Here is a 24,922-nt window from a genome sequence, read left to right on the forward strand (position 1 = left end):
GGTGGGTGCTACAACAGTGTCGGGGCGATCTCCAGCAGCGCTTGTTCGTCCTGCAGTAGCGCGGCGCTGCTGGCGATGTCCGGCGCCAGCCAGCGGTCCTGATGATAAGGTGCCACCACCTGCCGTAAACGTTGCCAGGCACGGTGAGTGCCTTCACCAAAACGGTACTGCTTTAGGAATTCAAAGGCTTGTGCCGCCAGCAGGTATTCAATCGCCAGGATCTGGTTCACGTTGGCTAACGACTTATGCAACCGCAATGCTGCCCCGGTTCCCAGACTGAGATGATCTTCCTGCAGTGCCGAAGTCACATAGTTATCGACCACGCAAGGTTGCGCCAGTTGACGGTTTTCCGCACACAGCGATGCCGCGACATATTGAGCGATCATCATGCCGGAATTCACCCCAGGTTCGCTGACCAGAAATGCCGGCAAGCCGCTGACCAGCGGGTTAATGAGTCGATCGATGCGCCGTTCTGCGATACCGCCGAGTTCGGCGATGGCGATCGCCAGCAGATCGGCGGCCATTGCCACTGACTCGCCGTGCGGGTTGGCTTGCGACATCACGCGATAGTTGTCCGGTGTGCCGAGCAGTAGGGGATTGTCGGTAGCGCCGTTCAGTTCGGTTTCAATCTGTCGTTCAGCATGAGCAATCTGATCACGGCAGGCACCATGTACCTGTGGGATCGAACGGATGCTCAGAGCATCCTGAGTACGAATGCCTTCACTGGCGGCAATCATCTCACTGCTGTTTAATAGCGTCCGCAGATTTCGGCCTACCTGCTGCATCCCCGGGTGGGGCTTAAGCGCTAAAATTTCTGAGTCAAAGGCGGCGATCTGCCCACCCAGAGCTTCGAAACTCATGGCGCCAAGTACGTCCGCCCAGCGGGCCAGCCGCCAGGCATCGGCCAACGCCAGGCAGCTCAACCCCGTCATGCACGGCGTGCCGTTGACCAGGCACAGACCATCTTTGGCACCCAGTTGCGGGGGCACTATGCCTTCTTCCGCCAACGCATGAATTGCCGTGACGAGTTGGCCACGGTAGCTGACTTCACCCAACCCGAGCAGCGCGACGCCGACATGTGCCATATGGGTCAGATAGCCGACCGAACCCTGTGACGGCACTTGCGGGGTAATCCCCCGGTTAAGCAGTGCCAACAGGGTTTCTACTACCGGACGCCGAATACCTGATTTGCCATGGCTGTAGTTGACGATGGCGCAACAGATGATGGCGCGGGTCTGTTCATCGCGCAGTGGTTCCCCTACGCCGCAGGCGTGACTCATCAGCGTGTTGCGGGAAAGTTGTGCCAGCTGCTCGCCGTGCAGCGCCTGATTGCACAGCGCACCCAGACCGGTATTGACGCCATAGGCGCGCTGCTCACTGGTAACGATCTTCTGCACGATGGCCTGTGCATTATCGATGCGCGCCCAGGCTGTGTCAGACAGACTGAGAGGGGCGTGATGGCGCGCGACTGCCACCACGTCTTGCCAGCGCACTGGCTGGTTGTCGAGGATAACCGAAGAGGGATAATGCATAGTGAGTTCCTCAGGCACGGGCGACGCTCATCGGGCGCGGTTTTTTCACGTTTTCATCCAATGCCAGGCGGCGCTGCACGAAGCGGTTAACGTATTCATCGGCCGGATTGTTAAGAATGTCCTGTGGTGTGCCGACCTGGATCAGTTTCCCGTCCTTCAAGATCGCGATCCGGTTGCCGATACGTACAGCCTCATCGAGATCGTGCGTGATGAACACCAACGTTTTGTGTAGCTCTTTTTGCAGTGCCAACAGTTGATCCTGCATCTCTGCACGAATTAACGGATCGAGCGCACTGAAGGCTTCGTCCAGCAAAATGATATCGGTATCGGTAGCCAGTGCGCGGGCTAGCCCGACGCGCTGACGCATACCGCCAGAGAGTTGATGCGGGTATGATTTTTCGTAACCCTTTAACCCAACAGTATTTATCCAGTGCAGTGCGCGTTCCTGATACACTTCTTTTGCCTCACCTCGCACTTTCAAGCCATAGCCCACGTTGTCCAAAACGGTTTTGTGGGGCAGCAAGCCAAAGCTTTGGAATACCATACTGATCTTGTGACGGCGGAAGTGCTCAAGCTGCTTTTCGTCATAGCGCAATATATCTTCGCCATCCACCAGGATCTGACCGCTGGTGGGGTCGATCAGGCGGTTAAAGTGGCGTACCAGCGTGGATTTTCCCGATCCTGACAGGCCCATAATCACGAAGATCTCACCGGCCTCGATCGACATCGACAGATCGTGTACGCCGATCACGCAGTCGGTCGCTGCCTGGACTTCCTGCTTGGTATTACCTTGCTGGCTCATGGCCAGCGCTGCCGCCGTTTTGTGGCCAAAGATCTTGTAGACGTTTTTGATTTCGATTTTGTTCATCGGGGTTACCTCGCAACGGCGGAACGGCCATAAGCCTGAGTGATACGGTCAATGACCACGGCCAGAATAACGATCGCCAGACCTGCCTCCAGGCCCAGACCGACGTTCAGTGTCTGAATGCCCACCAGCACGTCTTCACCCAGCCCACGTGCGCCGATCATCGAAGCCACAACCACCATCGACAGTGACATCATGGTGGTTTGGTTAATACCGGCCATAATGCTTGGCAGCGCCAGCGGTAACTGCACGCCGAACAGTTTCTGCCAACGGTTGGCGCCAAAGGCAGTGACGGATTCCATCACTTCTTTGTCCACCTGACGGATACCCAAATCGGTTAAGCGGATTAGCGGTGGTGTGGCGTAAATCACCGTTGCAAGGATAGCGGGTACTTTGCCAAGGCCGAACAGCATCAGCACGGGGATCAGATACACGAAGCTTGGCATGGTTTGCATGACGTCCATCAGCGGCATCATCACTGCTCGTACGCGATCGTTACGTGCTGCCAGTACACCAAGTGGAATACCGATAATGACCGCCAGCAGGGTGGCAACCAACACCAGCGCCAGGGTTTGCATTAATTTATCCCACATACCTGCGGTGCCGACCAACAGCAGCAAACCCACGATCACCACCGTTGGTAACCAGCGGCGGGTGGCATGCCACGCCAAAAGTCCAACGACGGCCAACATCAGCCACCATGGCGTCGCGCGCAGCAGGCTCTCAAGGTGGATCACTGCCCACAGCAGGGTGTCGGAAATCTTGCGGAACATATCGCCATAGTTGTTGACCAGGACATCGACCCAGCGATTGATCCAATCGGCGATGGAGAAAGTAAAACGTTCTGGGAACATAAATATTACCCCTGTCAGGCCCGAAGCGCACAGGCTCCGGGTTGGTGTTTACTGAATGTCAAAGCGATTACAAAGAGGCCTGAATTTTTTTCGCTGCGTCTTCGCTGACCCACTGTTTCCAGATGTCTGGGTGCTGTTTGAAGAACTCCAGTGCCAGCTTCTGCGAGCTGATGCGTTCCTTGCTCATACGTGCCAGATTCTGGTTAATCAGATCCAGCGGTATGTTCACTTTTGACAGCATCTGCACCAGTTCTGGTGCCTGCTGGTTAAACACGCTGGAAATACCGACTTTGATGTGGATGTTTTTATCGACGCCGGGTTCGTCCAGTTTCACCAGATCGAGTTGGCCCATGATTGGGGTTGGCGACCAGTAATAGAAGAGAATTGGCTCGCCGCGGCGGTAGCTGGAGAGGATTGCGGTATCCAGGGCAGGGCCGGTACCTGGGCGGAAGTTAGTAAACTTATCATCCAGTTTGAATTTCTTCAGGATCGCGGTGTTGTCCAATTCACAGGTCCAACCGGCCGGGCAGTTGTAAAAGCGGCCTTTGTCTGGTTCTTCTTGATCGCGGAAAACCTGCACATATTTGGCTAAGTCCGGGATGCTTTTCAGATCGGGTGCCAGTGGTTTCAAGTTGCGTTTGGCATCGCCTTCAATCACATAGCGGGGCACGTACCAACCTTCGACAGCCCCGACAATCGGCGCACCAACGCTGACCGCTTTGCCGGATTTCTCAGCTTTGTTCCAGACTTCGCTACGGCCAATCCACTCTTCTGCAAATACCTGAATGTCGTTGGTGCCGACTGCCTGTTCCATGGTAATGGAATTGCCCGGCAGCGCGTCGGTTTTGCAGTCGTAGCCCTTTTGCAGCACGTATTGCATGACGTCAGTCAGCAGCATGCCACTTTCCCAGTTCAACCCGGCGAACTTGACCGGTTTGCCGGATTCGCACCAGCCTGCTGCGCGCGCGGACAGACTGCCTGTCATCAGTCCGAGCGCAATGAGTGGTATCCATAATTTGTGTCGTGTTTGCATGGTGATACTCCACGTTAATGACGAAGAGCCCGGGAACGGCGGGCTCATGAGGTTAATACTGTGGTGAGGTCGTGACGGGTGAACCCCCGCCTTTTTTACGTACCCACAACCAGTAAGCCAAAGTAAGGAATGCCACCCACACCAGCCCAACGTACAGGGCGATGCGGCTGTCTTCGAAGTAGCCGAGCAGACCGATGACGAACAGCATAAATATTGTCGCCAGCGCGGGGGCGACTGGCCACCATGGCACTGGGAAGCTCAGCTTACTGACCTCTTGCGGTGACAGCGTGCGGCGCATGGCGATCTGAGACAGTAGGATCATCAACCATACCCAGACAGTGGCGAAGGTCGCGATGGAGGCGATGATCATAAAGACCTGTTTTGGGATCAGGTAGTTGAGTACCACACCCAACAGCAGGGCGACTGACATCACCAACACCGTCATCCAGGGCACACCACTGGACGTCAGTTTAGAGAAGCTTTTTGGCGCCTGGCCATCCTGCGCCATGCCGTACATCATGCGACCTGCACCGAAGATGTCGCTGTTAATGGCGGAGATGGCGGCGGTGATCACCACCACGTTCAGGACGTTGGCGGCAGAGCTGATACCTAGATTGCTGAAGATCTCAACAAACGGGCTTCCGTTTTGGCCGATGCTGTTCCACGGATAGATAGCCATCAACACCAGCAGCGTCAGTACATAGAACAGCAGAATACGAATCGGCACGGCATTAATGGCCTTTGGTAACACTTTCGCAGGATCTTTTGCCTCGCTGGCCGTGATACCAATGATTTCGATGCCGCCAAAGGCGAACATCACGACTGCCAATGAAGCGACCACGCCGCCGATGCCGTTAGGCATAAAGCCGCCGTGTGCCCACAGATTGCTGATGCCGGTGGCATGCTGAGTCTGGCCAAAACCAAACAACATCACTGCGGCGCCACCGATGATCATCGCCACAATGGCTGCCACCTTGATCAGCGACAGCCAGAACTCCATTTCGCCGAACACTTTCACGCTGCACAGATTGAGCGCACCGATAAACATGATGATGCTGAGCACCCACACCCATTGGGCGACGTCCGGGAACCACAGCCCCATATAGATGCCGAAGGCGGTCACGTCCGCCAGGGCAACAATCACCATTTCGAAGGTATAGGTCCAGCCGGTGAGGAAACCGGCCAACGGGCCAAGGTAGTGACTGGCGTAGTGGCCGAAGGAACCGGACACCGGCTGATGCACCGCCATTTCACCCAGTGCACGCATCACCATAAATACGGCGGCACCGCCTACCAGATAGGCCAGTAGTACTGCCGGACCGGCCAGTTGGATTGCTCCGGCAGAGCCGTAGAACAGACCGGTACCGATGGCTGAGCCGAGCGCCATAAAGCGGATATGTCGCGCGTTTAGTCCGCGTCTGAGTTGTGTTTTTTCGTTATGCATGTTGCTTCCCGTCACGTTTTTACGGCAGAGCAGGCACGCGCTATCCGCACCGGGTGGAACGCACCCGGAGGGACAGAACAAACTGCGTGGCATTCCCTTCATGTATGAAGCTGCATCTTTGTTGGTTGCGTTTGTAGGCCTCAGTCACATAGTTATCTATGCGCCTGAGGACTTACAAACTTGCTGCCTCGATGCAACCCCAATTATTTAGGGTATAAGGTGGTATTTATGCCTGGCTAGGCAGCAGTGCTGCAGGCATCAGTGAGGTCAGATGACCGGCTGCCAACAGCAGGCTGGCGGCTTCAATGTCGGGGGCGAAGAAACGATCCTTGTCGTAGTAACTGACCTGCTCACGTAATACGTGGCGCGCCTGCTCCAGACTTTCTGTGGTTTTTAGACCTTTACGTAAATCCAGCCCCTGGCAAGCCGCCAGCCATTCGACGGCCAGAATGCCGCGAACGTTATCTGCCATCTCCCACAGGCGGCGACCGGCAGCCGGTGCCATGGACACATGATCTTCCTGGTTGGCAGACGTCGGGATACTGTCGACACTTGCCGGATGCGCCAGCGCTTTGTTTTCGCTGGTCAGCGCCGCGGCGGTCACCTGAGCAATCATAAAGCCGGAGTTCACACCGCCGTTGTCCACCAGGAATGGTGGCAGTTGTGACATGTGTTTATCCATCATCAATGAGATGCGGCGTTCAGACAGCGAGCCGATTTCGGCAAACGCCAGCGCCAGATTGTCAGCGGCCATCGCGACCGGTTCGGCATGGAAGTTACCGCCGGACAGCACGTCGCCCTGGTCTGCAAATACCAGTGGGTTATCGGACACCGCGTTGGCTTCAATTTCCAGTACTTCGGCGGCCTGGCGAATTTGCGTCAGGCAGGCGCCCATTACCTGAGGTTGGCAGCGCAGGGAGTACGGATCCTGCACTTTCTCACAGTTGCGGTGTGAATCAGATACTTCGCTACGTTCGCCCAGCAGATGGCGGTAAGCGGCGGCGGCGTCGATCTGACCACGTTGACCGCGAACGGCATGAATGCGCGCATCAAACGGGCTGCGTGAGCCCAGAGCGGCTTCCACCGTCAGGCTACCGGTGACCGTTGCTGCGGCGTACAAGTCTTCCACGTCAAACAGGCCGCGCAGAGCAAAGGCGGCGGAAACCTGAGTACCGTTCAGCAGCGCCAGACCTTCTTTGGCCGCCAGCGTCAGTGGCTTCAGGCCCGCTTTGGCCAGCGCTTCAGTAGCCGGTAGCCATTCACCCTGATAACGGGCTTTGCCTTCACCCAGCAGCACCAGACTCATGTGCGCCAGCGGTGCCAGGTCGCCGGAGGCGCCCACGGAACCTTTCAGCGGGATGTGTGGATAGACTTCGGCGTTGACCAGTGCCATCAGCGCCTGAATGACTTCCAGACGGATGCCGGAGAAGCCGCGCGACAGGCTATTGATTTTCAGCACCATAATCAGGCGCACCAGATTGTCGTCGGTTGGCGCACCAACGCCAGCGGCATGTGACAACACGATCGAACGCTGCAAATCTTCCAGGTCTTCACGGGCGATACGGGTGGACGCCAGCAGGCCGAAACCGGTGTTAATACCGTAAGTGGTACGGTTTTCCTCAACGATACGTTCAACGCAGGCGACGCTTTTCTGGATATCTGCGTAGGCATTGTCGTCCAGAGTCAAGGTGACCGGGTGTTGATAAATTTCACGTAGTTGCGCCAGTGTCAGTTGGCCAGGGCGGATAGTCAGCGCTTTCATGCTTTGTCTCCTTGAGTCGCAGCCACCATCGGCAGGTTCAAACCTTGCTCGCGGGCGCATTCAATGGCGATGTCGTAGCCGGCATCAGCATGGCGCATCACGCCGGTAGCCGGGTCATTATGCAATACGCGGGCGATACGTTCGGCGGCTTCATCGGTGCCATCACAAACGATAACCATACCGGAATGCTGTGAGAAGCCCATGCCGACGCCGCCGCCATGGTGCAGAGAAACCCAGGTTGCGCCGCTGGCAGTATTCAACAGGGCGTTGAGTAGTGGCCAGTCAGATACGGCATCTGAGCCATCTTTCATCGATTCTGTTTCGCGGTTCGGGCTGGCAACTGAACCAGAGTCCAGATGGTCACGACCAATCACGATAGGTGCTGACAGTTCGCCGCTGCGTACCATTTCGTTGAAGGCCAAACCCAGCTTGGCGCGTTGGCCCAAACCAACCCAGCAAATACGTGCCGGCAGGCCCTGGAAGCTGATACGCTCGCGCGCCATATCCAGCCAGCGGTGCAAGTGCTCGTCATCTGGGATCAGCTCTTTAACCATCGCGTCAGTTTTGTAGATGTCCTGTGGATCACCAGACAGCGCAGCCCAACGGAATGGACCAATGCCGCGACAGAACAGTGGGCGAATGTAAGCAGGGACGAAGCCCGGGAAATCAAAGGCGTTGTTGACGCCCATTTCTTTCGCCATTTGGCGAATGTTGTTGCCGTAGTCGAAGGTTGGCACGCCCATTTTCTGGAAGGCCAGCATAGCTTCTACGTGTTCAGCCATAGATTGCTTAGCGGCGGTGACCACTTGCGCAGGCTCGCTTTGGGCGCGCTGGCGGTATTCTTCCCAGCTCCAGCCTTTTGGCAGGTAGCCGTTCAGTGGGTCATGGGCGCTGGTTTGGTCGGTGACCATATCTGGGCGTACACCGCGGCGAACCAGTTCCGGCAGAATGTCTGCTGCGTTACCGCACAAAGCGATGGAGATGGCTTTGCCTTCGGCGGTGTATTTTTTGATGCGGGCCAGTGCGTCGTCCAGATCTGTAGCTTGCTCATCGACATAGCGAGTTTTCAGGCGGAAATCGATGCGGCTTTGCTGGCATTCAATGTTCAGCGAGCAAGCGCCTGCAAGCGTGGCAGCCAGCGGCTGTGCGCCACCCATGCCACCCAAGCCGGCGGTCAGCACCCAGCGGCCTTGCAGGCTGCCGTCATAATGCTGGCGACCTGCTTCCACGAAGGTTTCGTAAGTACCCTGGACGATGCCTTGGCTGCCGATGTAGATCCAGCTACCTGCGGTCATCTGGCCGTACATGGCCAGGCCCTTGGCATCCAGTTCGTTAAAATGTTCCCAGGTCGCCCAGTGTGGGACCAGGTTGGAGTTGGCGATCAGTACGCGTGGTGCGTTGCTGTGAGTTTTGAAGACCCCGACAGGCTTGCCTGACTGGACCAGCAGGGTTTCGTCATCTTCCAGGGTTTTCAGGGTCGCGACAATTTTGTCGTAGCAGTCCCAGTCGCGCGCGGCGCGGCCAATGCCGCCGTATACCACCAGCTCATGTGGGTTTTCCGCGACTTCCGGATCGAGGTTGTTCATCAGCATGCGCAACGGCGCTTCGGTCAGCCAGCTTTTTGCATTTAATTTTGTGCCGCGTGGCGCGCGTACATCGACATTGCGAACTTTGTTATTTGCAGTCACAGCATTTTCCTCAAACAGTATCGGTGCAGATCCCATGGTGCGGTCGGGTAAATCACCACGCCATAACAATGGGTAGGTTTTATTAACATATACTTGTATGTACAAGCATATGCAACACCGACCAGTGAATGCTGAAAATGGCATAAGAGAAAGTTATTTTTGTTTGTAATCAATGTGATAATGATTTTATTGACGTTAATCTCATTAGTGAGGCGCGGAAGAACAGTGAGCTATTCAACAAAAATGAATTAAAAATGGGTCAATTTTGAGCGCCTAATCACAATAATTTTACATACCTATTACAAGTTAGGGCGAGTGATAAAAAAGTCCTATCGCTGCAAGCAAAACGCCCGCCAGAGGGCGGGCGCGAGAGCGTTGACATAGTGCTCTGTTGTTTGTTGGCAGGGGCACTGCATGCTGCGCCCCGAATAGTTAACCTTTATGCGGGTTTGTCAGCAGGCTGTAACACCGCCCGGCGGGTCATTTTGAATACTGTGGCGATAGCCGCGATCAGTGCAGGTACACACAGGAACATCAAAATACTCTGTACTTCCCACTGCATGGCCAGTAGTTGCGCCCCCATCATGGTACCCGCTACACCGCCAAAGCGGCCAATCCCTTGCATCCAGGCAATGCCGGTGGCGCGGCTGTGGGTCGGATAAAAAGTGGCTGCCAGCGTTTGTAGGCCTGATTGCGCGCCGTTCATGGTGATGCCCATCAGGAAGATAAAGGTACCCAGTAACAGGATATGGCTGTCTTCGGTTGCCATTGCCACAATCAATAGGGCAGTTATGACAAAGCCGCACGACACCACTTTATGGGCGTTCCAGCGATCCATCAGCCAGCCGGCCACCAGAATGCCGAGGGTACCGCCGAAGGTAAACAGCGACGTCAGAATTGCCGATTGCTCCAACTGATAGCCTAAACCCTGCATCAGGATCGGCATCCAGCTCAGCAACACGTAATAGATCACCAGGCCCATAAAGTAAGTCAGCCACAGCATCAATGTGCCAGCCAGGTAAGGTCGGGTGAACAAGAGGCCAACACTGGTTTTTGACTGTGCCAGCTTTTCTTCATACAGAGAGAAGCGTGTCACCTTGTCGAGATCCTGGCTGACAAAGCGCTGGGCAATGCGTTTGATTTTAATGGCGTCTTTGCCGCGGTTAACCATGTATTTCACCGATTCCGGCAGGAACAGAATCAGCAGCACCGTCAGTACCAACGGCGCGATCGCACCCAGAAGTAGCACGCTATGCCAACCGTAGGCCGGGATAAGCCACGACGAAATCGCACCGCCGCCTGCGGCACCCAATGGGAAACCACAGTACATGGTGTTAATCGCTAATGAGCGGCAGCGCTGTGGTGCATATTCAGAAATCAGTGTGATGGCGTTTGGCATGGCTGCCCCCAGCCCCAAACCGGTCAGAAAGCGCCATAGCGTCAGGCTATTGAGTGAACCGGCATAGGCGGTCGCCAGGCTCGAAAGACCGAAAAACAGGCATGAAAACACCAATACTCTCTTGCGACCAATACGATCGGAAATGGGGCCGGCGACCAGTGCGCCAAGGGACAGACCCAGCAGTGCGGCGCTCAGCACCGGGCCGAGATCCTGTTTCACAATGCCCCAGTCTTTGGCGACTGAAGGGGCGATATACCCCATTGCCGCAGTGTCAAAGCCATCAATGGCCAGGATCAGGAATCCCAAAATGATCAAGGTCCAGTGAAACAGCGAGAATTTGCTGTCGTCGATGGCCTGCTGAATATTCAACTCGGTGGAATGAGTCATGGCACCCTCTAAACGCAGATGTGATTGTGATGAATGAACCGCCGGAACTGGCGTCCGACTTGTGCTTGCCTGTATATACATCTGCGTGCGAGCGGTTTATGTCAAATATATTTATCTTATACGTTAAATAAATGTTGTTTTTGCGAAGCAGATTACACCGTCAGCGCAAAAGGATTGCTGAGTAAGTGAAGTAAATGAAGCGGATAGCCGGTCAGATAAGCTGGCTAGGGCGAGGAGGATAAAATTTAATACAATTTCGCCCGTTTGGTCGCCGGGCAGGAATCTGCGATAATCCCTTTTTACCTTTCCAGATTGAGAAACCGATGCAGTACCCGATTAATGAAATGTTCCAAACCTTGCAGGGCGAAGGCTTTTTCACCGGTGTTCCGGCCATTTTTATCCGCCTGCAGGGCTGCCCGGTGGGATGCAGCTGGTGCGATACCAAACATACCTGGGAAAAGGAAGCCAATCGGGAAGTTGATATGCAACGGATTCTGGTGAAAACCGAAGAGAGTGATGCTTGGGGCAGCGCCAGCGCTGAGCAGTTGTTGGCAGTCATTCGTCAACAAGGTTATACCGCTCGCCACGTGGTGATTACGGGCGGGGAGCCCTGCATTTACGATCTGACCCCACTGACAGAGTTGCTGGAAGATAATGGCTACGGTTGCCAGATTGAAACCAGCGGCACTCACGAGATTCAATGTTCAGCGAAAACCTGGGTAACGGTTTCACCCAAAGTGAATATGCGCGGTGGCATGAAGGTGTTGAGCCAGGCTTTGCAACGTGCAGATGAAGTGAAGCACCCGGTTGGACGCGAGCGTGATATTGAAGCACTGGATGCGCTGCTGGCAACGCTGCACGATGAGAAACCGCGGATTATTGCGTTACAGCCGATAAGTCAGAAGGAAGAGGCGACTCGCCTGTGCATTGAAACCTGCATAGCGCGCAACTGGCGCCTGTCGATGCAGACCCATAAATATCTGAATATCGCTTAGTGTCTTGAGTCATACCTAATAGCTTTCAAACTGCAGCTTGGCGGCAAGTGCGAGAACCCAGGAGCTTACTGAGGTAAGTGACTTGGGGGACTGCACGCAGCCAATAACGCTGCAGCTTGAAAGATGAAGGGTACTTTAACCTTTATACACGCATCCCGCAGTACAGGTTTCTTTCACCATCACCGCAGTCAGTTCCGGCAACTGAGGTTTGAGCTGCTGCCAAATCCAGGCGGCGAGAACTTCGCTGGTGGGATTTTCCAATCCTGGAATATCATTGAGATAGTTGTGATCCAGGCGCTCCCAGATCGGGGAGAACACGGCTTTAAGCTCGGCGAAATCCATCACCCAACCGGTGTGTGCATCCACTTCACCGGTCACTTCCAGACGCACCATAAACGAATGCCCGTGCAGACGGCCGCATTTATGGCCCTCCGCGACATTCGGCAAGCGGTGTGCGGCTTCAAACTGAAAATCTTTAAACAGCGTGGTTGCCATTATTACGGCCTCATTGACTCAAAAACCGCCGAAGTTTACCGGAAACGGCGCTTGCTTGCCATTTATACCGCTTTAGTCTACAGGTCCCGTTGAAAAAGTTGGGTTAACACTTTTTTTGTTTGGTATGAGTACGACCTATCGATTGGAGTAATGAGCGGTAAATGCGATTCATTCAATAATCTTCAAAAAAAGAGCTTTATTTTCAGGTGGATAAAAATCCTTCTTTAACGCTTTAACCGTTATGGCTTACCAGAAAAACAGCTTAGTCATTTTAGTTATTATTTATTGCTATCCCTTATTTAATCGTTGCTAATCTGCTCGGTAACCTTACAAACTCTCCTGATCTTTTCAGGACCGCAGACTGAACGAAAAGACAGCGACTGACACTGGCGAGCACCTGGCTGGATAGGTGCCAAGTATAGGAAATAAGTACAGCAATGACGACTCAGGCTCCTCCAACATCTTTGCTCCCGCTGACGCCCGAACAGCTGGCGCGCCTGCAGGCGACGATTGGTGAATATTCACCAACGCAGCTGGCGTGGCTGTCAGGTTATTTCTGGGGAATGGTTAATCAACAGCCTGGCGCCGTAACTATTGCGCCGGTGGCTTCCGCCGCCGCCAGTATCACGCTGATTTCCGCGTCACAGACCGGCAACGCGCGCCGTCTGGCAGAACAGCTGCGTGACGATCTATTGGCTGCCAAATTGAGTGTCACCCTGGTGAACGCCGGGGACTACAAATTCAAGCAGATTGCTCAAGAACGTTTGTTGGTGATCGTCGCCTCCACGCAGGGCGAAGGCGAGCCAGCGGAAGAGGCGGTGGCACTGCACAAATTCTTGTTCTCAAAGAAAGCGCCCAAGCTTATCGAGACTGCATTTGCGGTCTTCGGGCTGGGGGATACGTCCTACGAGAACTTCTGCCAATCGGGCAAAGACTTCGACAATAAACTGGCTGAATTGGGTGCTGAACGCCTGGTCGAGCGGGTTGACGCTGACGTGGAATATCAGGAACTGGCTACTGCCTGGCGCAAACAGGTTGTGGAAGTACTGAAAGCACGTGCGCCGGCGGAAAATGCTGCTCCGGGTGTGCTGGCCAGCGGTGCGGTTGATCTGCTTGATAGCAGCCCGTACAGCAAAGAACAGCCGCTGACGGCGCAATTGGCAGTGAAGCAAAAAATTACGGGACGTGCATCTGATAAAGATGTTCGCCATATCGAAATTGACCTGGGTGATTCCGGCCTGCGTTACCGACCGGGTGACGCACTGGGCGTCTGGTTCGATAACGATCCTGCGCTGGTGGACGAACTGGTGCAACTGCTATGGCTGAAAGGTGATGAGCCAGTCGATGTGGAAGGCAAAACCCTGCCGTTGGCGCAGGCATTGCGCAGCCATTTTGAACTGACGCAGAACACCACACTGATCGTGGATAAATACGCGGCCTTATCGCGTGATGAGAAATTGATCGGGCTGCTGGCAGATAAAGCTGCGTTGCAACATTACGCGCACAATACGCCGATTGTCGACATGGTGCGCCAGGCGCCGGCCGATCTCAATGCAGACCAATTGGTTGGTCTGCTGCGCCCGCTGACGCCGCGCTTGTATTCTATCGCTTCCTCACAGGCCGAGAACGAAAACGAAGTCCACGTAACCGTCGGCGTAGTCCGCTACGACATTGACGGTCGTGCTCGGGCTGGCGGCGCCTCCAGTTTCCTGGCCGATCGCCTGGAAGAGGACGGCGACGTGCGGATCTTCATCGAGCATAACGACAACTTCCGTCTGCCGGCTAACCCGGAAACGCCTGTCATCATGATTGGCCCTGGTACTGGCATTGCGCCATTCCGCGCCTTTATGCAGCAGCGCGATGCTGACGGTGCCGGTGGCAAGAACTGGCTGTTCTTCGGCAACCCGCACTTTACCGAAGATTTCCTGTATCAGGTCGAATGGCAGCGCTATGTGAAGGATGGCCTGCTGACTCGTATCGATCTGGCCTGGTCACGCGACCAACAACATAAAGTCTATGTACAAGACAAACTGCGCGAACAGGGGGCGGAAGTGTGGCGCTGGATCCAGGAAGGCGCGCACATTTACGTCTGTGGCGATGCGAACCGCATGGCGAAAGACGTGGAAAACACATTACTGGAACTGGTGGCCGAGCACGGTGGCATGGATACCGAGCTGGCGGATGAATTTTTAAGTGAGCTGCGCCTTGAGCGCCGTTATCAGCGAGATGTTTACTGATGAGTGATAAACACCCGGGGCCTCTAGTGGTTGAAGGCAAATTGGCCGATGCCGAGCGTTTGAAGAAAGAAAGCAACTTCTTACGCGGCACCATCGCTGAAGATTTAAAGGACGGCCTGACCGGTGGTTTTACCGGTGACAACTTCCTGCTGATCCGTTTTCACGGTATGTATCAACAGGACGACCGTGATATTCGAGCTGAACGCGCCGAGCAGAAGCTGGAGCCGCGCCATGCGATGATGCTGCGCTGCCGTCTGCCGGGGGGCATTATCTCCCCGCAGCAATGGTTGGGCATTGATAAGTTTGCACAAGAAAGCACATTGTACGGCAGCATTCGTATCACAAACCGTCAGACCTTCCAGTTCCATGGCATTTTGAAGGGTAACGTCAAACCGGTGCACCAACTGTTGAACCGTTTGGGGCTGGACGCGTTGGCGACCGCCAACGATGTTAACCGCAATGTGCTCTGTACCTCTAATCCGGTGGAGTCAGAACTGCATCAGGAAGCCTACGAATGGGCGAAGAAGATTTCCGAACACCTGTTACCACGTACCCGCGCTTATGCGGAAGTGTGGTTGGATCAGGAAAAAGTGGCGACTACCGACGAAGAACCTATCCTCGGTGCGACCTATTTGCCACGCAAATTCAAAACAACGGTGGTGATCCCGCCGCAAAATGACGTTGATTTGCACGCTAATGACATGAACTTTGTCGCGATCGCCAAAAACGGCAAACTGGTAGGCTTCAACCTATTGGTGGGCGGTGGTCTGTCGATTGAACACGGCAACAAGAAAACCTATGCGCGCAAGGCCAGCGAGTTCGGTTATATCCCGCTGGAACACACGCTGGCAGTAGCCGAAGCGGTGGTGACCACCCAGCGTGACTGGGGCAATCGTACCGATCGTAAAAATGCCAAAACCAAATACACGCTGGAGCGCGTCGGGGTGGATACTTTCCGCGCCGAAGTAGAAAAACGTGCAGGCATCACTTTTGAGCCGATCCGCCCGTATGAATTCACCGGTCGTGGCGATCGTATCGGTTGGGTGAAGGGCATTGATAACCAATGGCACCTGACGCTGTTTATTGAGAACGGTCGATTATTGGATTACCCGGGGCGCCCGCTGAAAACGGGTGTGGCCGAGATCGCCAAGATCCACAAGGGCGACTTCCGCCTGACCGCCAACCAGAACCTGATCGTCGCCGGTGTGCCGGAAAGCGAGAAGGCGAAGATCGAAGCTCTGGCGCGGGATCATGGTCTGATCGACGATGGGGTCAGCGTGCAGCGCCAAAACTCAATGGCCTGTGTCTCGTTCCCGACCTGTCCGCTAGCGATGGCGGAGGCGGAGCGCTTCCTACCAGAGTTTGTCACTAAGGTAGAAGGGATCCTGCATCGGCATGGCGTGGGTGATGAACACATTGTATTGCGCATCACTGGTTGTCCGAACGGTTGTGGGCGTGCACTGCTGGCGGAGATTGGCCTGGTGGGTAAAGCGGTTGGCCGCTATAACCTGCACCTGGGCGGTAACCGGGAAGGCACGCGTATACCGCGTATGTACCGCGAAAATATTAACGAAGAAGAAATTCTGCGAGAGATTGACCAACTGGTGGGCCGCTGGGCCACAGAGCGCACGGCAGGTGAAGGTTTTGGTGATTTCACCATCCGCACCGGTGTGGTTAGGCCAGTGATTGATTCGGCGCAGGATTTCTGGGACTGACGCCGTTTGGCCCCGCTGACACAGGGGGTCGGATCTGCGCGGTATGATTCAAGCATCAGGAGGCAGGTAACATGGCTGAATTCAATCTGGCGGAGCTGAATGCACTGCCCAAGTCAGGGCAAGCACTGGCACTGGCGGTCGTTAATGGTCAGCTGGAAACCCTTTCCGCCGAGCAACGTGTGGAATGGGCGCTGGAGCATCTGCCTGGCGAATTTGTGCTCTCTTCTAGCTTTGGTATTCAGGCGGCTGTGTGCCTGCATCTGGTGACCAAGATCAAACCGGATATTCCCGTGATTCTCACCGATACCGGCTATCTGTTCCCAGAAACCTACCAGTTTATCGATCAGTTGACTGACAAACTGAAGCTGAATCTGCAGGTGTTCCGCGCCAATCAGTCGCCAGCCTGGCAGGAAGCGCGCTACGGCAAATTGTGGGAACAGGGCGTTGAGGGCATAGAGAAGTATAACCTGCTTAACAAGGTTGAGCCGATGAACCGTGCGCTGGAAACCCTGGGTGGACAGACGTGGTTTGCCGGTTTGCGCCGCGAACAATCGGGTAGTCGTGCTCACTTACCCGTGTTAGCCGTGCAGCGTGGGGTGTTCAAGATCTTGCCGATTATCGATTGGGACAACCGCAAGATATATCAATACTTGACTGAGCACGGCCTGAGTTACCACCCGCTGTGGGAACAAGGCTATCTGTCGGTCGGAGATACCCACACCACGCAGAAATGGGAACCCGGGATGAGCGAGGAAGAAACGCGCTTCTTCGGTCTAAAGCGTGAGTGTGGTCTGCACGAAGGTTAATGTGTCAATCAAGCTGCCAAGGGCTCAGCATTTGCTGGGCCCTTGTTATTTTGGAGGGATTACTTTTTCTTTTGTGTTTTTTCCGGGTGCGCCTGTGCCAGCTCCTTGATCAGCGGTAACAAGATCTGCACGCTTTCGCGGCTGCGCTTGTCGATCCGCCCTGGCAGATTACGCTCCAGGTATTGCAAGTTATCGTATTGTGGGCGATGCCAACTCATGCCCTGCGGAAAGTGCGGGCTGACGGCGCGCTGTTGGTAACCATCTTTATCACCCAGTGACCAGTTGGTGGCTTCGACAGACATCACTGGAATACCGGCTTTATCAAATACTTCCTGATCGGAACAACAACCGGTGCCTTTCGGGTGCGCCTTGCTGCCAGGATTAGTGGCGGCGGCGATACCGTAGCGGTGGGCAATGTCCAGCGCGCGATCGCGGCTCTGTTTTGCCATCTTCGGCGGCGTTTTGAGGCCGGAATTGAAATACAGGCGATCACCGGTAATCAGGCTATCGAGATTAATCACCAGCACCGTGTTGCTTTTTTCTTCTGGGCTCATGCGCTGCAGGTAGTTCTGTGCGCCCTGCAAGCCAATCTCTTCCGCGCTGGTGGCGACAAAGCGCAGGCCGTACGTTGTGGGGATATTCTTCAGACGCTCCGCCAACTCCAACATCACACCGACGCCGGAAGCATTGTCATCGACGCCCTGCAGCGTCAGCCCACCGAGGTTGTTATCCAGGTCGGCGTCGCTTTGCGGCGTATAGGTATCAAAATGTGCCACGATCAGGATTTGCTGCGGATTGCTGCCATTTTTAGCGGCGATCACTGAACTGGCGGTGACGTTATTCCAGTTCTTTTTCCCGTCCTTGCTGGTGTAGATATAGCGGGTATTGAAACTGCGGATATCGCTCTGATAGCCCATTTTGCTGAACTGTTGTTTCAGATAGTCTGCGGTGAGCAATTCCGCCGGGCTGCCCGCCATTCGACCGGGAAAATAGGTGGCAATGTGACGGATCTGGTCAGCGGCAAATTTGCCTATCGGGGCTTCCTTCGCTGACTGAGCTACAGCCGAAACGCTGAAAACACCGCCGAGCACCGCTACCAGCAGGCCGGTTTTCAGATTAAAACGGGAAAACATACCGAAAAATCCTTCTTTGATATCGGCGAGACCGATTATTTTTTGCGGTGTCCAGTATGAGACGCTACGCGAGATTAAACAATTTCTCCCGCTCTTAAATTTGGTGCGAATGTGCAAACTTCCAACAGGGTTATCACCGCTTAAGCCCTACGCTGCGGCCTATATTCCATAAAGGAACTAGTCATTCCTTTTCGTCATTTCAGAGGCTAAATCTCAGCCCGTATAGTCACACTATCTTTCTGCATATATGAAAAGGCTGTTGTGGACTATCTACCTATATTTGCCGACCTGAAACAGCGCCCTGTGTTGGTCGTTGGCGGCGGTGAAGTGGCTGTGCGCAAAGTTGATCTTCTCCTGCGCGCCGGGGCTGAAATACGGATAGTTGCGCAGTCACTCTCGCCAATACTCGAACAATTGCGTCAGCAAGGGCATATCCACTGGCTGGGGCAGGCTTTTGCCGCACAGCAACTGGATGAGGTTTTTCTGGTGATCGCTGCGACTGACGACAGCGTGCTGAATGCGGAGGTATTTGCCGAAGCGGATAAACGCCGGGTGCTGGCAAACGTGGTGGACGATCAGCCGCGTTGCTCGTTTATTTTCCCGTCGATTATTGACCGTTCGCCGCTGGTGGTAGCCGTCTCTTCCAGCGGTCAGGCACCCGTACTGGCGCGTATGTTGCGTGAAAAGCTTGAAGCTTTGTTGCCCGCTAGCTTGGGGCAGATGGCTGACGTGGCTGGGCGCTGGCGCGGCCAAGTGAAACAAAGGCTGAATGCGATCGGCGAACGCCGTCGTTTTTGGGAGAAAACCTTCAACGGCCGATTCTCAACGTTGGTGGCCAATGGTCAAACCGTAGAGGCTGAGCGGCAGTTGGAGCAGGACTTGCAGCAGTTTGCGCAGAGCAACGAAGGTTCCCAGGGCGAAATTGCGTTGGTGGGGGCAGGTCCAGGCGATGTGGGGTTACTCACCCTGCGTGGATTACAGGTGATGCAGCAAGCTGACGTGGTGCTGTATGACCATTTGGTCAGCGATGAGATTCTGGACTTGGTTCGGCGTGACGCGGAGCGCATCTGTGTGGGCAAACGTGCTGGCGCGCATTCTGTAATTCAGGAAGAAACCAACCGTCTGCTGGTGGAACTGGCGCAGCAGGGCAAGCGTGTAGTACGGCTGAAGGGGGGCGATCCCTTTATCTTCGGCCGCGGTGGTGAAGAATTACAGGTGGCTGCGGCAGCGGGTATCCCGTTCCAGGTGGTGCCGGGCGTGACGGCGGCTGCCGGTGCAACGGCTTATGCCGGTATCCCACTGACGCACCGCGATCATGCACAGAGCGTCACTTTTATTACCGGCCACTGCCGTCCCGACGGCGATGGTATGGATTGGGCCGATTTGGCGCGTGCGCGCCAGACTCTGGCTATCTACATGGGCACCATGAAGGCGGCGGATATCAGCCAACGCCTCATCGCCCACGGCCGCGCAGCGACGACGCCAGTGGCGGTGATCAGCCGCGGTACGCGCGCGGATCAACGGGTGCAAACCGGCACGCTGCAACAGCTTGAAGAATTAGCTCAACAGGCACCGTTACCGGCGCTGCTGGTGATCGGCGAAGTGGTGGAGTTGCATCACCAAATCGCCTGGTTTGGGCATCAACCGAAGACGGAAGGGGTATCACGCCCAGCCGTCGTGAATTTGGCTTAAGGATCTGTTATGGACGAAAAACGACTCACTCATTTGCGGCAATTGGAGGCGGAGAGTATCCATATCATCCGTGAAGTCGCCGCTGAATTCGGCAACCCGGTGATGCTCTATTCCATCGGCAAAGACTCTTCCGTGATGCTGCACCTGGCGCGTAAAGCCTTTTACCCAGGCACGCTGCCGTTCCCGCTGCTGCATGTGGATACCGGTTGGAAATTCAGCGAAATGTACCAATTTCGCGACCGCACGGCCAAAGAATACGGTTTCGAGCTGTTGATCCACAAAAACCCGGAAGGCGTGGCGATGGGCATTAACCCGTTCGTTCACGGCAGTGCCAAGCACACCGATATCATGAAGACCGAAGGCCTGAAGCAGGCGCTGAACAAATACGGTTTTGATGCCGCTTTTGGCGGGGCTCGCCGCGATGAAGAGAAGTCACGTGCCAAAGAGCGTATCTATTCTTTCCGTGACCGTTTCCACCGTTGGGACCCGAAGAACCAGCGTCCGGAGCTGTGGCACAATTATAACGGTCAGATCAACAAGGGGGAGAGCATCCGTGTGTTCCCGTTGTCGAATTGGACCGAGCTAGACATCTGGCAATATATCTTCCTGGAAAAGATCGACATTATCCCTTTGTATCTGGCGAAACCACGTCCGGTGGTAGAGCGTGATGGCATGCTGCTGATGGTGGACGACGATCGCATCGATCTGCAGCCAGGTGAAGTGATCAGTCAGCGTATGGTGCGTTTCCGCACGCTGGGTTGCTGGCCACTGACCGGTGCGGTGGAGTCGGAGGCGGAAACGTTGCCGGAAATCATCGAAGAGATGCTGGTATCCACCACCAGTGAACGTCAGGGACGGATGATCGACCGCGATCAATCCGGCTCGATGGAGCTGAAAAAGCGTCAAGGGTATTTCTAAGGAGCCGCCGGATGAACAACGCAATTGCACAACAAATCGCTGAACAGGGCGGTGTCGAATCCTACCTGCACGCGCAGCAACATAAAAGTCTGTTACGGTTCCTGACCTGCGGCAGCGTCGACGACGGCAAAAGTACACTGATCGGTCGTCTGCTGCACGATACTCGCCAGATCTACGAAGATCAGCTGTCAACGTTGCACAGTGACAGTAAGCGTATCGGTACTCAGGGTGAAAAACTCGATTTGGCACTGCTGGTAGATGGCTTGCAGGCTGAACGCGAGCAAGGCATCACCATTGATGTGGCTTATCGTTATTTCTCGACCGAAAAGCGTAAGTTTATTATCGCGGATACGCCAGGACACGAGCAGTATACCCGTAATATGGCTACAGGGGCTTCTACCTGCGATCTGGCGATCCTGCTGATCGACGCCCGTAAAGGGGTGCTGGATCAAACTCGCCGGCACAGTTTTATCGCGACGTTGTTGGGTATCCGCCATCTGGTGGTTGCGGTTAACAAGATGGACCTGGTGGATTACCAAGAATCGGTATTCGAGCAGTTTAAACAGGATTATCTGAGCTTCGCTGAACAGTTGCCGAACGATCTGGACATCAAGTTTGTCCCGCTGTCGGCACTGGACGGCGATAACGTGGCCAGTGAAAGCACCCATATGCCTTGGTACAGTGGTCCAACACTGTTACAGGTGCTCGAAAGCGTGGATGTGATCAGTGAACGTGAGACGCAGCCTCTGCGCTTCCCGGTGCAATATGTTAACCGACCGAATCTGGATTTCCGTGGCTACGCGGGGACATTATCGGCCGGTGTCGTGCGTGTAGGCCAACGTGTGAAGGTGCTGCCTTCTGGCGTTGAATCCACCGTTGCGCGTATTGTCACCTTTGACGGTGACTTGCAGGAGGCAGTGCCGGGTGAGGCGATTACTCTGGTGCTGAAGGATGAAGTGGACATCAGCCGTGGCGATTTACTGGTGGATGCCGGGGAAACACTGCAAGCAGTGCAAAGTGCATTGGTGGACGTAGTGTGGATGGCTGAGAAACCGCTGTTGCCAGGACAAAGCTACGACATCAAAGTAGCCGGTAAGAAGACTCGTGCACGCGTGGAAGGTATTCGCCACCAGGTAGAAATCAACTCGCTGGCACAGCATCAGGCAGACACATTGCCGCTGAATGGCATTGGCCTGGTGGAACTGATCTTTGATGAACCGCTGGTGCTGGACAGTTATCAACGTAACCATGTGACTGGCGGACTGATCTTTATCGATCGCCTGAGCAATGTCACGGTCGGTGCCGGGTTGATCCGCGAAGCCTTGCAGGATGTTCAGGCGTCAGCCGGGGACTTCAGCGCATTTGAGCTGGAACTGAATGCGCTGGTGCGTAAGCATTTCCCGCATTGGGGCGCACGCGACCTGATCGGGGGCAAGTAACGTGACCGACGTAGAGCAACGGCCAACCGGGCCGGATGATGACAATGTGGTCTGGCATCCGCATGCGGTAGCGCGTGCGGATCGCGAAGCCCGTAACGGCCATAAAGGCGTGGTGTTATGGTTTACCGGGCTATCCGGTTCGGGTAAATCGACTGTCGCTGGCGCATTGGAACAGGCGCTGCATACCCTTGGCATCAACACCTATCTCTTGGATGGGGACAATGTGCGTCATGGCCTGTGCCGCGATCTGGGCTTCTCCGACGATGACCGGCGTGAGAATATTCGCCGCGTGGGCGAAGTGTCCAAGTTGATGGTAGATGCAGGTCTGGTGGTACTCACCGCCTTTATTTCACCACACCGTACCGAAAGGCAGATGGTACGTGAACTGCTTGATGAAAATCGCTTTATCGAGGTGTTTGTTGACACGCCGCTGGCGGTTTGTGAGGCACGCGATCCAAAAGGATTGTACAAAAAAGCCCGTGCCGGTGAACTGCGAAATTTCACCGGAATTGACGCGGTTTATGAGGCACCGGAACGGCCGGATATTCATCTTGATGGCCAACAATTGGTAACAAATTTGATTGCGCAATTGTTAGACGTACTGCGTGGTCGGGCTATTATCAAACCCTGAATTCAGAAAAGCGTGTGGCGTTTTTGCGTCATACGCTTTTTACGCTAAGCCCGCCGAAGAGCGTGCCGAATAACCAGGGATCACTATGCAAAATGTCTCGCCAATATTGATTGACTCAAGCCAGGAGAAAGAGGAACCCTCTTATTCTTTCCTGGGCGGCGTCTGCGGCTTTGTTTTCTACTGGCTGGCGTTCGCTGTGCCGTTTTTGGTCTACGGCTCCAACACACTCTTCTTCCTGCTCTACACCTGGCCGTTCTTCCTGGCTTTGATGCCGGTTTCGGTACTGATCGGTATTACATTGAGTATGCTGTTGCGTGGTCGCTTGATCCTGACGCTGCTGCTGACAGGGACTATTGTGCTTTGTCTGTTCTGGCTGGTATTCAGTTTTCTGACTGGCTGGTGACATGGCGGGCGCAGTTGCCTGCGCCCGACGCATTGCAAAGCCGTGCTGAAGGTTACAAAACTTTGCTTAGAAAAGCCTGAGTTCGCGGATTGGTCGGATTGCTGAAAATCTGCTGTGGTGTCCCTTCTTCCTGAATGATCCCCTGATCAATAAACAACACCCGATCGGCCACTTCACGGGCGAAGCCCATTTCATGAGTGACCACCACCATGGTCATACCTTCATGCGCCAATGATTTCATTACCGCCAGCACTTCGCCAACCAGCTCGGGATCGAGTGCTGATGTGGGCTCGTCGAACAGCATGATTTTCGGCTCCATCGCCAGCGCACGAGCAATGGCCACACGTTGTTGCTGACCACCTGACAGGCTATTGGGATAGGCGTCAATTTTGTCCAGCAGACCGACCTTGCGGAGCAATGCTTCTGCACGCAAAGTGGCGTCGCTGCGCGAGAGCTTTTTCACCCCCATCGGCGCCATAATGATGTTTTCCAATACCGTCATATGCGGGAACAGGTTAAAGCGCTGAAATACCATCCCCACGCTCTCGCGCATTTTGTTGAGATCGGTTTTCTGGCTGTGTATGGCAAAACCATTGACCAGAATCTCGCCGCCGGACAGGGTCTCCAGTGCATTGATGCAGCGCAGGAAAGTGCTTTTACCCGATCCGGACGGGCCGATGACGCAGATCACTTCGTTTGCCGCGATCTCGCAGGAGATTCCTCGCAGCACATGGCTGTCGCCAAATTGTTTTTGCAGGTTATGTACGCGAATCACTTTTCCCAAACCTCTTTTCCATGTGTTGCACCATCAGCGAAAGCAGGAAGGTGAGGACCCAATAGACCAATGAAATGGTCAGGTAGGGTTCCCAGTAGGTAGCATAAGCCCCTGAAACGGTACGGGCTGCATAGGCCAGGTCTGCAAGGCCGATGGCTGAGGCCAATGAGGAATCCTTGACGATGGCAATGGCGTTATTGCCCAGCGGTGGCAACATGCGGCGGAATGCTTGTGGCAAGATCACCTTACGCATGGTTTTGCCGTAGCTCATGCCCAGCGAGCGCGACGCTTCCATCTGACCACGATCGATTGACTGAATGCCTGCGCGGAAGATTTCCGAGACGTAAGCGCCAGCGTTGAGCGTAATCGCCACGACGCAGGACAGAAACGCGCCGTAGTCTGAGCGGAGTGCGCGGGCGAAGTCGCTGCTCATCAGACCGTTGGTGACCAGCAGGCCGTCACGCGGGTTGATAAATAGCGGCACCAACGCGAAGTGCACAACCATAATCTGCACAAACAGTGGCGTACCGCGAAAGGCGCTGATGTAAATGCGCACCGGCCATTGTACGCCGTAATGCAGTATCGGTTTCCAGATGCCGTGCGGCGCTTGTGCCAGACGACCTAGCCCGAGGAGCAAACCCCAGGTGGTGCCCAGTATCACGCAGATAATGGTGCATTTGATGGTCATCCAGGCGCCTTCCATAAACAATGGGGCGTAC

At 54.9% G+C, this 24,922-nt stretch carries 21 protein-coding genes; 9 read left to right on the top strand and 12 right to left on the bottom strand.

Annotated elements, in window-relative coordinates:
* Positions 1 to 8: 8 nt before the first annotated feature.
* The 8 genes from hutH (SGBXF1_RS03685) to SGBXF1_RS03720 form a co-directional block, all read right to left on the bottom strand.
* Positions 9 to 1,532 carry a histidine ammonia-lyase gene (gene hutH, locus SGBXF1_RS03685; RefSeq protein WP_186427839.1) on the bottom strand — a complete coding sequence of 508 codons (1,524 nt, stop codon included), beginning with the start codon at positions 1,530 to 1,532 and terminating at the stop codon, positions 9 to 11.
* A gap of 10 nt (positions 1,533 to 1,542) precedes the next feature.
* Positions 1,543 to 2,400, bottom strand: coding sequence for a quaternary amine ABC transporter ATP-binding protein (locus tag SGBXF1_RS03690; RefSeq protein ID WP_061807335.1), 858 nt, complete (start codon positions 2,398 to 2,400; stop codon positions 1,543 to 1,545).
* 5 nt (positions 2,401 to 2,405) lie between these two features.
* Positions 2,406 to 3,251: an ABC transporter permease gene (locus tag SGBXF1_RS03695; RefSeq protein ID WP_037425673.1), complete on the bottom strand. Its 846-nt coding sequence runs from the start codon at positions 3,249 to 3,251 to the stop codon at positions 2,406 to 2,408.
* A 67-nt stretch (positions 3,252 to 3,318) separates the two neighbouring features.
* Positions 3,319 to 4,284 carry an ABC transporter substrate-binding protein gene (locus SGBXF1_RS03700; RefSeq protein ID WP_037425676.1) on the bottom strand — a complete coding sequence of 322 codons (966 nt, stop codon included), beginning with the start codon at positions 4,282 to 4,284 and terminating at the stop codon, positions 3,319 to 3,321.
* A 52-nt stretch (positions 4,285 to 4,336) separates the two neighbouring features.
* Positions 4,337 to 5,728: an amino acid permease gene (locus SGBXF1_RS03705; protein ID WP_130382398.1), complete on the bottom strand. Its 1,392-nt coding sequence runs from the start codon at positions 5,726 to 5,728 to the stop codon at positions 4,337 to 4,339.
* Positions 5,729 to 5,954: 226 nt separating this feature from the next.
* On the bottom strand, positions 5,955 to 7,490 hold the full coding sequence (gene hutH / locus SGBXF1_RS03710; protein WP_037424697.1) for a histidine ammonia-lyase: 1,536 nt from the start codon (positions 7,488 to 7,490) through the stop codon (positions 5,955 to 5,957).
* On the bottom strand, positions 7,487 to 9,178 hold the full coding sequence (gene hutU / locus SGBXF1_RS03715; RefSeq protein WP_037424785.1) for a urocanate hydratase: 1,692 nt from the start codon (positions 9,176 to 9,178) through the stop codon (positions 7,487 to 7,489). The genes hutH (SGBXF1_RS03710) and hutU overlap by 4 nt, the downstream gene beginning before the upstream one ends.
* A 439-nt stretch (positions 9,179 to 9,617) precedes the next feature.
* Positions 9,618 to 10,964, bottom strand: coding sequence for an MFS transporter (locus SGBXF1_RS03720; RefSeq protein WP_186427840.1), 1,347 nt, complete (start codon positions 10,962 to 10,964; stop codon positions 9,618 to 9,620).
* Between the two features lie 323 nt (positions 10,965 to 11,287).
* On the opposite strand from SGBXF1_RS03720, the gene queE reads away from it, so the two are divergent.
* A complete protein-coding gene (queE, locus tag SGBXF1_RS03725) occupies positions 11,288 to 11,959 on the top strand; it encodes a 7-carboxy-7-deazaguanine synthase QueE (RefSeq protein WP_037424703.1) in 672 nt (223 codons plus the stop codon).
* 135 nt (positions 11,960 to 12,094) lie between these two features.
* Here the strand turns inward: queE and queD are convergent, their stop codons facing one another.
* Positions 12,095 to 12,454, bottom strand: a complete 360-nt coding sequence (gene queD / locus SGBXF1_RS03730) for a 6-carboxytetrahydropterin synthase QueD (RefSeq protein WP_012005257.1) — start codon at positions 12,452 to 12,454, stop codon at positions 12,095 to 12,097.
* Between the two features lie 437 nt (positions 12,455 to 12,891).
* On the opposite strand from queD, the gene cysJ reads away from it, so the two are divergent.
* The 3 genes from cysJ to SGBXF1_RS03745 all read left to right on the top strand — a co-directional run bounded on the left by cysJ (position 12,892) and on the right by SGBXF1_RS03745 (position 17,212).
* On the top strand, positions 12,892 to 14,691 hold the full coding sequence (gene cysJ, locus SGBXF1_RS03735; RefSeq protein WP_186427841.1) for an NADPH-dependent assimilatory sulfite reductase flavoprotein subunit: 1,800 nt from the start codon (positions 12,892 to 12,894) through the stop codon (positions 14,689 to 14,691).
* The gene (gene cysI / locus SGBXF1_RS03740; RefSeq protein WP_037424710.1) at positions 14,691 to 16,406 is read left to right on the top strand and encodes an assimilatory sulfite reductase (NADPH) hemoprotein subunit; all 1,716 of its coding nucleotides are present in this window, start codon (positions 14,691 to 14,693) and stop codon (positions 16,404 to 16,406) included. The genes cysJ and cysI overlap by 1 nt, the downstream gene beginning before the upstream one ends.
* 71 nt (positions 16,407 to 16,477) lie before the next feature.
* Positions 16,478 to 17,212, top strand: coding sequence for a phosphoadenylyl-sulfate reductase (locus tag SGBXF1_RS03745; RefSeq protein WP_037424712.1), 735 nt, complete (start codon positions 16,478 to 16,480; stop codon positions 17,210 to 17,212).
* A gap of 59 nt (positions 17,213 to 17,271) precedes the next feature.
* Here the strand turns inward: SGBXF1_RS03745 and SGBXF1_RS03750 are convergent, their stop codons facing one another.
* Complete coding sequence (locus SGBXF1_RS03750) at positions 17,272 to 18,345, bottom strand: aminopeptidase (RefSeq protein WP_186427842.1); 1,074 nt, start codon at positions 18,343 to 18,345, stop codon at positions 17,272 to 17,274.
* Positions 18,346 to 18,606: 261 nt separating this feature from the next.
* On the opposite strand from SGBXF1_RS03750, the gene cysG reads away from it, so the two are divergent.
* The 5 genes from cysG (at position 18,607) to SGBXF1_RS03775 (ending at position 23,428) form a co-directional block, all read left to right on the top strand.
* Positions 18,607 to 20,037: a siroheme synthase CysG gene (gene cysG, locus SGBXF1_RS03755; protein WP_186427843.1), complete on the top strand. Its 1,431-nt coding sequence runs from the start codon at positions 18,607 to 18,609 to the stop codon at positions 20,035 to 20,037.
* 9 nt (positions 20,038 to 20,046) lie between these two features.
* Positions 20,047 to 20,955 carry a sulfate adenylyltransferase subunit CysD gene (gene cysD, locus SGBXF1_RS03760; RefSeq protein ID WP_037424720.1) on the top strand — a complete coding sequence of 303 codons (909 nt, stop codon included), beginning with the start codon at positions 20,047 to 20,049 and terminating at the stop codon, positions 20,953 to 20,955.
* An 11-nt stretch (positions 20,956 to 20,966) separates the two neighbouring features.
* Entirely contained in the window at positions 20,967 to 22,394 is a 1,428-nt protein-coding gene (cysN, locus tag SGBXF1_RS03765) for a sulfate adenylyltransferase subunit CysN (RefSeq protein WP_186427844.1), read from the top strand.
* Position 22,395: 1 nt separating this feature from the next.
* Positions 22,396 to 23,025, top strand: coding sequence for an adenylyl-sulfate kinase (cysC, locus tag SGBXF1_RS03770; RefSeq protein ID WP_037424723.1), 630 nt, complete (start codon positions 22,396 to 22,398; stop codon positions 23,023 to 23,025).
* An 85-nt stretch (positions 23,026 to 23,110) separates the two neighbouring features.
* A complete protein-coding gene (locus SGBXF1_RS03775) occupies positions 23,111 to 23,428 on the top strand; it encodes a DUF3561 family protein (protein WP_186427845.1) in 318 nt (105 codons plus the stop codon).
* A gap of 52 nt (positions 23,429 to 23,480) precedes the next feature.
* Here SGBXF1_RS03775 and SGBXF1_RS03780 read toward each other — a convergent pair whose 3' ends face one another.
* Positions 23,481 to 24,203: an amino acid ABC transporter ATP-binding protein gene (locus SGBXF1_RS03780; protein ID WP_037424787.1), complete on the bottom strand. Its 723-nt coding sequence runs from the start codon at positions 24,201 to 24,203 to the stop codon at positions 23,481 to 23,483.
* Entirely contained in the window at positions 24,187 to 24,906 is a 720-nt protein-coding gene (locus SGBXF1_RS03785) for an amino acid ABC transporter permease (protein ID WP_051922616.1), read from the bottom strand. Before SGBXF1_RS03785 ends, SGBXF1_RS03780 begins: the two co-directional genes overlap by 17 nt.
* Positions 24,907 to 24,922: the final 16 nt, after the last annotated feature.

The sequence above is a fragment of the Serratia grimesii genome (genome assembly GCF_900186025.1).
GTDB classification, from domain to species: Bacteria; Pseudomonadota; Gammaproteobacteria; order Enterobacterales; family Enterobacteriaceae; genus Serratia; species Serratia grimesii.